This window comes from Verrucomicrobiota bacterium, assembly GCA_027622555.1.
Classification (GTDB): domain Bacteria; phylum Verrucomicrobiota; class Verrucomicrobiia; order Opitutales; family UBA2995; genus UBA2995.
The window spans coordinates 34,199-42,681 of sequence record JAQBYJ010000041.1; the positions used below are offsets into that span (position 1 = coordinate 34,199).

At 50.0% G+C, this 8,483-nt stretch carries 3 protein-coding genes; all 3 read left to right on the forward strand.

The genetic code is table 11. The annotated features are described in order from the left end of the window. Window positions 1–88 precede the first annotated feature (88 nt). The 3 genes from O3C43_12350 to O3C43_12360 all read left to right on the forward strand — a co-directional run bounded on the left by O3C43_12350 (window position 89) and on the right by O3C43_12360 (window position 8,437). Window positions 89–4,342 (forward strand): c-type cytochrome, encoded by a 4,254-nt coding sequence (locus tag O3C43_12350; protein MDA1067283.1) that lies wholly within the window; start codon window positions 89–91, stop codon window positions 4,340–4,342. Window positions 4,343–4,444: 102 nt separating this feature from the next. After that, a complete protein-coding gene (locus tag O3C43_12355) occupies window positions 4,445–4,720 on the forward strand; it encodes a hypothetical protein (protein ID MDA1067284.1) in 276 nt (91 codons plus the stop codon). A 168-nt stretch (window positions 4,721–4,888) separates the two neighbouring features. After that, window positions 4,889–8,437 (forward strand): hypothetical protein, encoded by a 3,549-nt coding sequence (locus O3C43_12360; protein MDA1067285.1) that lies wholly within the window; start codon window positions 4,889–4,891, stop codon window positions 8,435–8,437. Window positions 8,438–8,483 lie beyond the last annotated feature (46 nt).

Consider the following 8,483-nt stretch of genomic DNA (forward strand, 5'->3'; position numbering starts at 1 on the left):
TCGCGACCAATTACAAAGATCTATCGCGGTTAAAACCGCTCCTACCTTTTCAAGTGTTACCTAATAAAATTACAGTGCCTAATATCCTATGAAAACTTTCTCCATTTTTTTCCACTATGTTTTTATTAGTGTTCTCTCATTATCCTTACACGGACAATCTCAGTCAGGCTGGAAGTCGACCACGCTCCACAACGATTTCTATGCAGAAGGGGCAGGATTCGGAGATATTGATGGAGACGGAAAAGGCGATCTGGTTAGCGGCCCGTTCTGGTATAAGGGACCTGCCTTTGAAGAGAAGCATGAGTATTATGAACCGAAGCTTTTCGATATCCGCTCCTACTCTGATAACTTTTTCGCCTACATTCATGACATCAACAGCGATGGATTAAACGACATCCTTATTTATGGATTTCCTGCCAAAGAAGCGCGGCTCTACATTAATCCCGGCCGGGCGGCATCTGCAAATCGCTGGCCGATGAAAATCCTCGCCGACGATATCAGTACCGAATCTCCCCATTGGATAGATCTGATTCCTGGTGGACTGCCAGAGATGGTATGCGGACAAGGATCTGCATTTGGATATTATGAAGCTGGCGATGACCCTACCGAACCCTGGATTTGGACGGCGGTTTCCGACGAGGGCGAAACGCGAAAATTTGATCATGGCTTGGGTGTTGGGGACTTGGACGGTGACGGACGACTGGATGTCATTTCAAAAAGTTTCTGGTGGAAGCAACCTTCTGGCGAATCCAAAAAGGCAAATTCAAGAAGGTCGATTAACCGCCGTCGACCTGCTCAGTTTGTTAAAACAGACGACACGGATTGGACCAAGCATACCTGGAATGAAGAGATCTATCCGGGCGGTGCCCAGATCATTTTATATGATGTAGATGCGGATGGCGACAATGACATCATAACCAGTCTCCATGCGCACGGCTTTGGCCTCGCCTGGCATGAGCAAACGTCGCCTGGCGATTTCGCCGAACACCGCATCATGAATTCAAGCTCCACCGATAATCCATATGGAGTAAGTTTTTCTCAACTACACGCGCTTGAGCTGTCAGATATCGACGGCGACGGAATCAAGGACATCGTCACAGGTAAACGTTGGTATGCACACCACGGGAAAGACCCAGGTGGCTTACAAGATCCGGTCTTGTATTGGTTCCGGCTGGTAAGAGGTTTGGACAGCGTCGATTTCATCCCTCACCTGGTCCATGATGATTCAGGCGTTGGCGTTGAAGTACTGGTCGACGATCTTAACAGTGATGGACGACCCGACATTGTAAGCGCAAATAAGCACGGACTCGCGGTCCATATCCAGGATCCAGGTACGTCCATGGTCGCAGTGGAACGTTGGAAAGTTCACGGGGGACGATCCCAGGACAATTACCAATTGGACCTGAAGCCTGAGGAGTCACTCAAGCTCATCGACGTGCCGGAAGGATTCGATGTGGATCTGATTACAGCCGAGCCGGACCTGGTTCAACCGATCGCCATGTGCTTCGACGCCAAAGGAAGGATTTGGGTGATTGAAGGAACAACCTATCCAAGACGCGCACTGGAAGGCGAAGGGACCGACCGCATACTCATTTTTGAAGACAAGGATGCCGACGGTTCATTCGAATCGCGCAAAGTGTTTGTTGACGGCATCAACCTGGCCAGTGGTTTGGAAATTGGATTCGGCGGAGTGTTTGTCGGAGCCGCACCCAATCTATTATTTTTCCCCGATGCCGATGGCGACGATGTTCCCGACAGAGAGCCTACGATACTTCTCGATGGTTGGGGATTTCACGACACGCACGAAACGCTGAACAGTTTTACCTGGGGACCCGATGGTTGGCTCTATGGCACACACGGCGTATTTACCTATTCCAAGGTGGGAAAGCCGGGGACTCCAGACGATGAACGCCAGGACTTCAATGCCGGTGTGTGGCGCTACCATCCGACCAAGGACGAATTTGAAGTCTTCGCTTTCGGAACAAGTAATCCATGGGGAGTCGACTTTAACGACAAGGGTGACTTTTTCATCAGTGCCTGCGTGATCCCACACTTCTATAATATGATTCAGGGTGGCCGTTATATTCGCCAGGGATCGGCGTCTCATTTCAATCCCTACATCTTTGAAAGCATTGATACCATCGCGGACCACGCCCACTACACAGGCCGAATCCAGGAACACGCTTTTTGGCAGGAAAACAAAGCCCTTCGCCCAGCAGCTCCAGCTGATACATCCGCACTCGGAGGAGGCCACGCACATGCCGGACTCGCACTCTATTTGGCCGATACGTTTCCGGAAAATTATCGCGGCGAAGCCTTTTTCCACAACCTGCATGGCCATAGAATTATTCGGGAAGCACTCAATCCGAATGGCTCAGGCTATACGGCACAACACAAGCCCGGATTCATGTTCACCAACGACCACGACTTTATCGGCGTCGGAGTGATGCTTGGACCCGACGGGGCTCTTTATTTTTCCGACTGGCATGATGCCCAAACCTGTCATCACCGCGACGTGGAAATGTGGGACAAAACAAACGGTCGAATTTTCCGCGTGCGTTATGGAGACGTAAACAAAGTCAGCATCGATCTCACTCAAGAGTCCGATGCGGCATTGACGGACTACCTGGCAAATTCCAACGCCTTCTATGCACGCCAGGCTCAACGCATTTTGCAAGAACGCGCCCATTCTGGTAGCTTGGATAAAAGCACCATTAAGCTTAGCCTCGAAACTCTGGCTTCCGAGAATGAACCTCAAACCATTCGACTACGAGCAATCTGGACACAATGGGTTTGCGGCCTTCTGGATGAGGCTGACCTATTAACTCAACTCAAGGACAACGATCCCTATATTCGAGCATGGTCCCTTCAGTTTCTGGGCGAAAGCAAATCTCCACTAAGCAAAATGGCTCTATCGGTCGTTGAATCCCTGGCCAAGAATGAAAGCTCACTAGTGACCCTGCGCTACGTGGCCAGCCTCATGCAGCGCATTCCTTTGGAACAACGTTGGGGAATCGCAGAAGCTTTGCTCAAACAACCTGATGGATATTCACACGACATCAATCTACCCTATTTACTTTGGTATGGCATGGAGCCACTCGTCGGGGAAGATCCGGTCCGAGCCATGGCCATGGCCGAAGGTACCAAGTGGGAAAAATTGAAAAGTTTCATCTTCCGCCGTGCAGCGGTCAAAGAAGCCGGCCGAGCCCTTCTGGTTGCATCACTAAGCAAGGCTCCCAATGCCGTTACCTACAAATCACGCGCCGACCAATTGCTCCTGGCTCTGGAGGAACTGCCTCCGGTTGAAAAACCTGCTGGCTGGGATCAAGCCCGAAATCATGGCGAGAGCTTGGCGAAGAAAGCCAATCAATTGGATGAAGGAATTTTACAGCTCAGCACCCGCTTCGGAGATAGCGATACCTTTCCAAAATGGAGGGAGATTGTTCAAAATAAAAAGGCCCGCTTTGAAAATCGAGTCGAGGCCATGGAAATCCTGTTGGCTGGAGGCGACGAACAACTGGGAGCTATTTCCAGGCTATTGGTAAAAGAAAGGCAAATGCGTGAGGCCGCCTTGGTTACCTTGGCTTACTTCCCCGGTCCGGAAACGGCACAAGTTTTAATCTCAACGATAAACAATCTGCCTCCATTCATGCGTAACCAGGTTGTCAATACCCTTACTTCGACACCCGATATGACAGTGGCTCTTTTGAAAGCGGTGGACACGGGGGAGCTAGACACCTCGCTCATTTCCCCGGTACTTCTCGATCAAATCGGACGGTACGATAACGAGGACATTCAATCATTAATCGCAGCTAACTGGACACGGACCAGCGTCAAGGATGTCGAAGACCTGGAAGCCGCGATAAAAGAATGGAAGGACGTAAAATTGACAGCAGGCATACGCTCCGATGGAGATGCCTCACGAGGCCGCGCCGTCTTCCGCAACACCTGCGGCACTTGTCACAGCATGTTCGGAGATGGTGTGGATATCGGACCCAACCTCACTGGATCCAACAGAGCCGACCTCGACTACGTTTTGGAAAATGTGTTGGCACCCAACGCCATCGTTTCCAAGGATTACCTGGTCAACATTTTCAACCTCAAAGACGGTCGCGTCATCAGCGGAATGATCCAAAAGGAATCGCCCGAGGCCATCGCAGTCGCGATGCCCGGAGGAACAACCATGGAATTTTCTCCAAGCCAGGTAATGGACCGCACACAGCTAAACCAATCGCTCATGCCCGCCGGTCTTTTTAACGCACTGACCATCGAACAGGTCAGCGACCTCATTGCCTATCTCGCCAGCCCGGAACAAGTGCGCTTGCCATCTGGCGAGCTCTAAGCTGAGGAATAACCGGTTCCGCCGGAGTCTGCTCTGATTGTAGGACCATTGAAACAGGAGGCGGCCGGGGCGCAACCTTGGGACCAGGCGTATTTCTGAATTATGATCCCGATTAAAAGCTGCGGTTTCTTCGGAGCTCGCTTTGAATCACTGCGGTTTCGTATCGATGACGACGGCATCGCACCTGGAGGTGTAGGTGAAGATAAAAACTTTTGCTTCATCGCAGATGCACGCTACTCACCCAGTCGAGCGATGCAATTTTCAGCTTTTGCCGGCACCAAATTCTCCGGCACTCTAACCCTGGACGACAAATCCGGGAATCGACAAACGGATACCTTTGATTGCTTTGCGCGTACACGCTATTGCGAAGAATTCTAGAACCCAATTTCCTTATCCGAATTGATGGAGAAGATTATACCCCAACTTGGGTGTCAAACAGACAAAGAAAAGGACATTTAACAGGCGAACCTTCTAAGGCTACAGACCAGGCGAAAAACAGGGAAAAACCCGCTTGGAAAGTATTCGAGAATCGGATAGATTCAAATAATGTCTTTCTTTCGCGCATGCTTGCTGGCAGCCCTGTTGTCGCTGACCGGTCCACTTACCGGGGCTGTTGTGTCGATCGCAGTCGAAAGTGGTGTGACACAGGACGAAGGTGCTAATACATTTTACTTTGCCAATGATGACTTCATTCACCTGACGCCCAACGGCAGAATTCTATTCAATGGGCGGACAGATCCATTGGGAGACGATGATATGCTTGTATTGACGCTTCCTGGACAAAGTCCGGAGATCCTTTATCAGGGAGTTGATGGTAACAACTATGATCAATTGGTCTACAACGGCAAACATACGGTGGCCTTGGAGGATGAACTGGAGAACCTGCAGGCCGTCAATGTTTCCAGCGGAGAAGTGATTCAACAGGGCAGCCTGGTATACGGCATCCTGGATGTCTCCGATGATGGGCGTGCCCTTTACGTCGCCTGGGATGAGAATGCGAACATTCAACACGTAAGGTTGGGTAACGACCTTATTTACACGGAGTCTGAAACCTTTGAATCCTACGCAACCTTTGGCTTTGAGTGGGATGATGTAATGGTCGACGGTGATGGGAATGTTTTTATTGGCATAGAAGGTGCATCGGAGGAATCCGGGCAACGTGTTCTGCTGACAAAAAATGGCGATCTGCTTCAGACGTATGTCCGCTCCGATTTTGCTAGCATAAGGCCGGGAAGCGGCTCCGATTTTATTCTTCACTTAAATGATCCCGGACGCGCTTTGCTGAACGGCGAACACACTTTCTTAAAGAGCGATGACAGCGTTCCTGACATTCGTCTTGGATATACCGTACTGACCGGAGATGGGGATATCTATTTTAATGGCGGTGGTGAAATCCTTTTTTATGATGCCTCAGCGCCCATTACTGACAATAAGGCTGTGGTTGAAACCGTTGTTACTTCAGGGACTGAGGGATTTCCCTCGGTCGACTTTCCGGTAGGCGAGAGCAGTCGAGGCGACCTGGTCTTTAAAGCCCACGGACCGGAAGCCGGTAACGGACTCTTTTTATTCGACGCAGAAAAGAAGGAAGTGAGATCCCTAATTCGACCCGGTGACCAGGTAGAGGGACGTACGGTTTCATCCATAAACGTATCCTATGAACGCGAACATCTCATGGGAGTGGGAATGGCGAACAATCAGGTGGCGGTTGCCGGTCGCCTGGAAGATTCAAATTCCGATATTGTGTTCCACATAGATCTTTATCCGTTAAATCCCGTGGTTACGCTTGAGATAGAAAGTGGAGTAACTCTGGATAAAGATGGCAACACGATCTATATCGGTGAAGAGGATTACATCTACATGACGCCTGAAGGATCTATCCTGTTTCACGGTGCGATCTCGCAGTTTGACGATCCTTCCCTTATCTTTTCCAGTAAACCGGAAGAAACGCCAAGCGTCCTTCATATCGGACCGCTGTGGAACGATTCCATCTATGATATCACCGACCTGATCTACACGGGCGATCGATACCTGGGTTACATCGATCCGAGTGATAACATCCAGGTTCTGGATGTCACAACGGGAGAAGCGGAGCAACGGGGGGCGCAGGTACGGGAATTTTTGAGCTTAAGCGACGACGGACAACCACTCTATGTCGCCTGGGATGAAGCGGACAGTTACGACCGTGTGTGGTTGGGCAATACGCTGCAATTTATTGAACAATCCAATTTTGGTGACTTCACCACCGGCAGCTTTGGCCCCTACCAAGACCAATTCGCCGTCAGCGCGACAGGAGACGTCTACATCGCTCTTTCTGCCCATAGTGAAGCAACCGGTAATGTGGATCTCGTCCTGAAGAATGGTGTCCAACTATTTGAACTGGAATATAGCGAATTCGAATACCTCGTTCCAGCGACGGGTGACAATTTCCTGTTATTCAAGAATTTCTCCAACTATTGGGCTTCCCTAAACGGTGAACACGACCTGAAGGCTCCAGACGGCACAGATCCCGACCTGTCATCCGGCTATAATCTCATCACGGATGACGGGGATATCTATCTGACCGGCGGAGGAGAAATCTGGTATTTTGACGCATCCCAGGAACCCACCGAAAATGGTGTAATAGTTAAGAAAGTACTGTCGGTCCAGGATCATGGATTATCCTTTAACTTCGCTCCCATCGGCGAAACCAGCAAAGGTGACCTGGTATTCGCAGGCAGAGACCTGGAAGCAGGTGATGGTATTTTCCTGTATGAAGCCGGAACGGATCAGGTAATTCCTTTGCTTACCGAAGCGGACGAACCGGAAGGCAGGATAATTGCACAAATTAATTGGAATTATTATGGGCAAATATTAGCGGGTGTAGGATTCGCCAACGATCAGGTGGTGGTATCCGCGGAATTGGACGACACGGAGAATTGGGCCATCTTTCGCATAGAAATCTACGGGGAAAGCGTCCCGGGCAATACCGCCCCGGTCTATACCGTTTCGGAACTCTGCCCGGAAGTCCCGGCCGGTGCACCGGAAGCCGGGGAGCAACTCTACCCCGACCCATTCATGGCCTCCGATCCCATCCAACTCAACGAAGGCCCCTGCGGCGGCGATTGGCATATGCGAATCTGGAAAGATACGGGGACCGGGAAGGATATTCCTGGTTACACACCCGGTATTCCCGGCAATGAGGATGTCATTGTCAGGGTTGAAGAAACCGACCTGGCCCTTTCAAAGGATCCAATTGAACTCGAGGCTGTATTTCTGACAGGATCTTTTCAGCTGAACAATTCCCTTACCCTTAGAAACGATTCCGCTATTGAAGATACAACTATTAACGCCGACCTCGAAACGAATGGGCAATTGGTCCTCTCCGGCCAATCAACATGGTTGAGTGGAAGGTTGCTAGGTACGGGCGAGGTTAATATACCAGCCGGGGAAACAAACCATCTCCTCTGGAATGCCGGAGCACGCGCTTTAGGGCTTCGAATGACGATTGCCGGAAACCTGACGCAAGGTGGAGGTGAGCTAAATTTATTGGATGCAGCCGGCGAGATAGTAATTACAGATGGAGGAAAGTACACGATAAACGCACAAACGGTTTCTGGAGAGCGGTCCGAACCAAACTTTCTAAATTCAGGAACTTTACTGAAAATCTCAAATACTGAAGCAGCAATCGGTACGCCTTTCAAAAATACTTCAGGTGGAAATGTTCAAATCCAACAAGGGACACTTAAATTTTCGAAATCCAGCATCTGGCTAGGCAACGTGAGTATCGCTCCTTTTTCGACCGCCGTTTTTAACTCGGGTCCGCATAAAATTGCTGAGAACGGCGGTTTTGTGGCGAGTGGATTTGGCGATTTCATTCTAAACGATGCGGAGGTTATCCTGTCAGGAGATCAAAACCAGTTTGATATTTCAGCAGGAAAGGGAAGTCCGAACGTACCCGAAACTTTTTTTGACGTGGCAGGAGGAGTGGTAATCCAAGGCGAGACAATTATCAGTGGCGAGCATCCCTATCGGAATATGGGAATAACGTTTATGGAGGACGGTCTGATCTCGGCTCCCATAATAAACGATTTGAGACTAGTACCATGTAACACATAAAGTTTCGTATAGACAGGCTTCTGAGATTGCGCCATGTTTGAGTCAT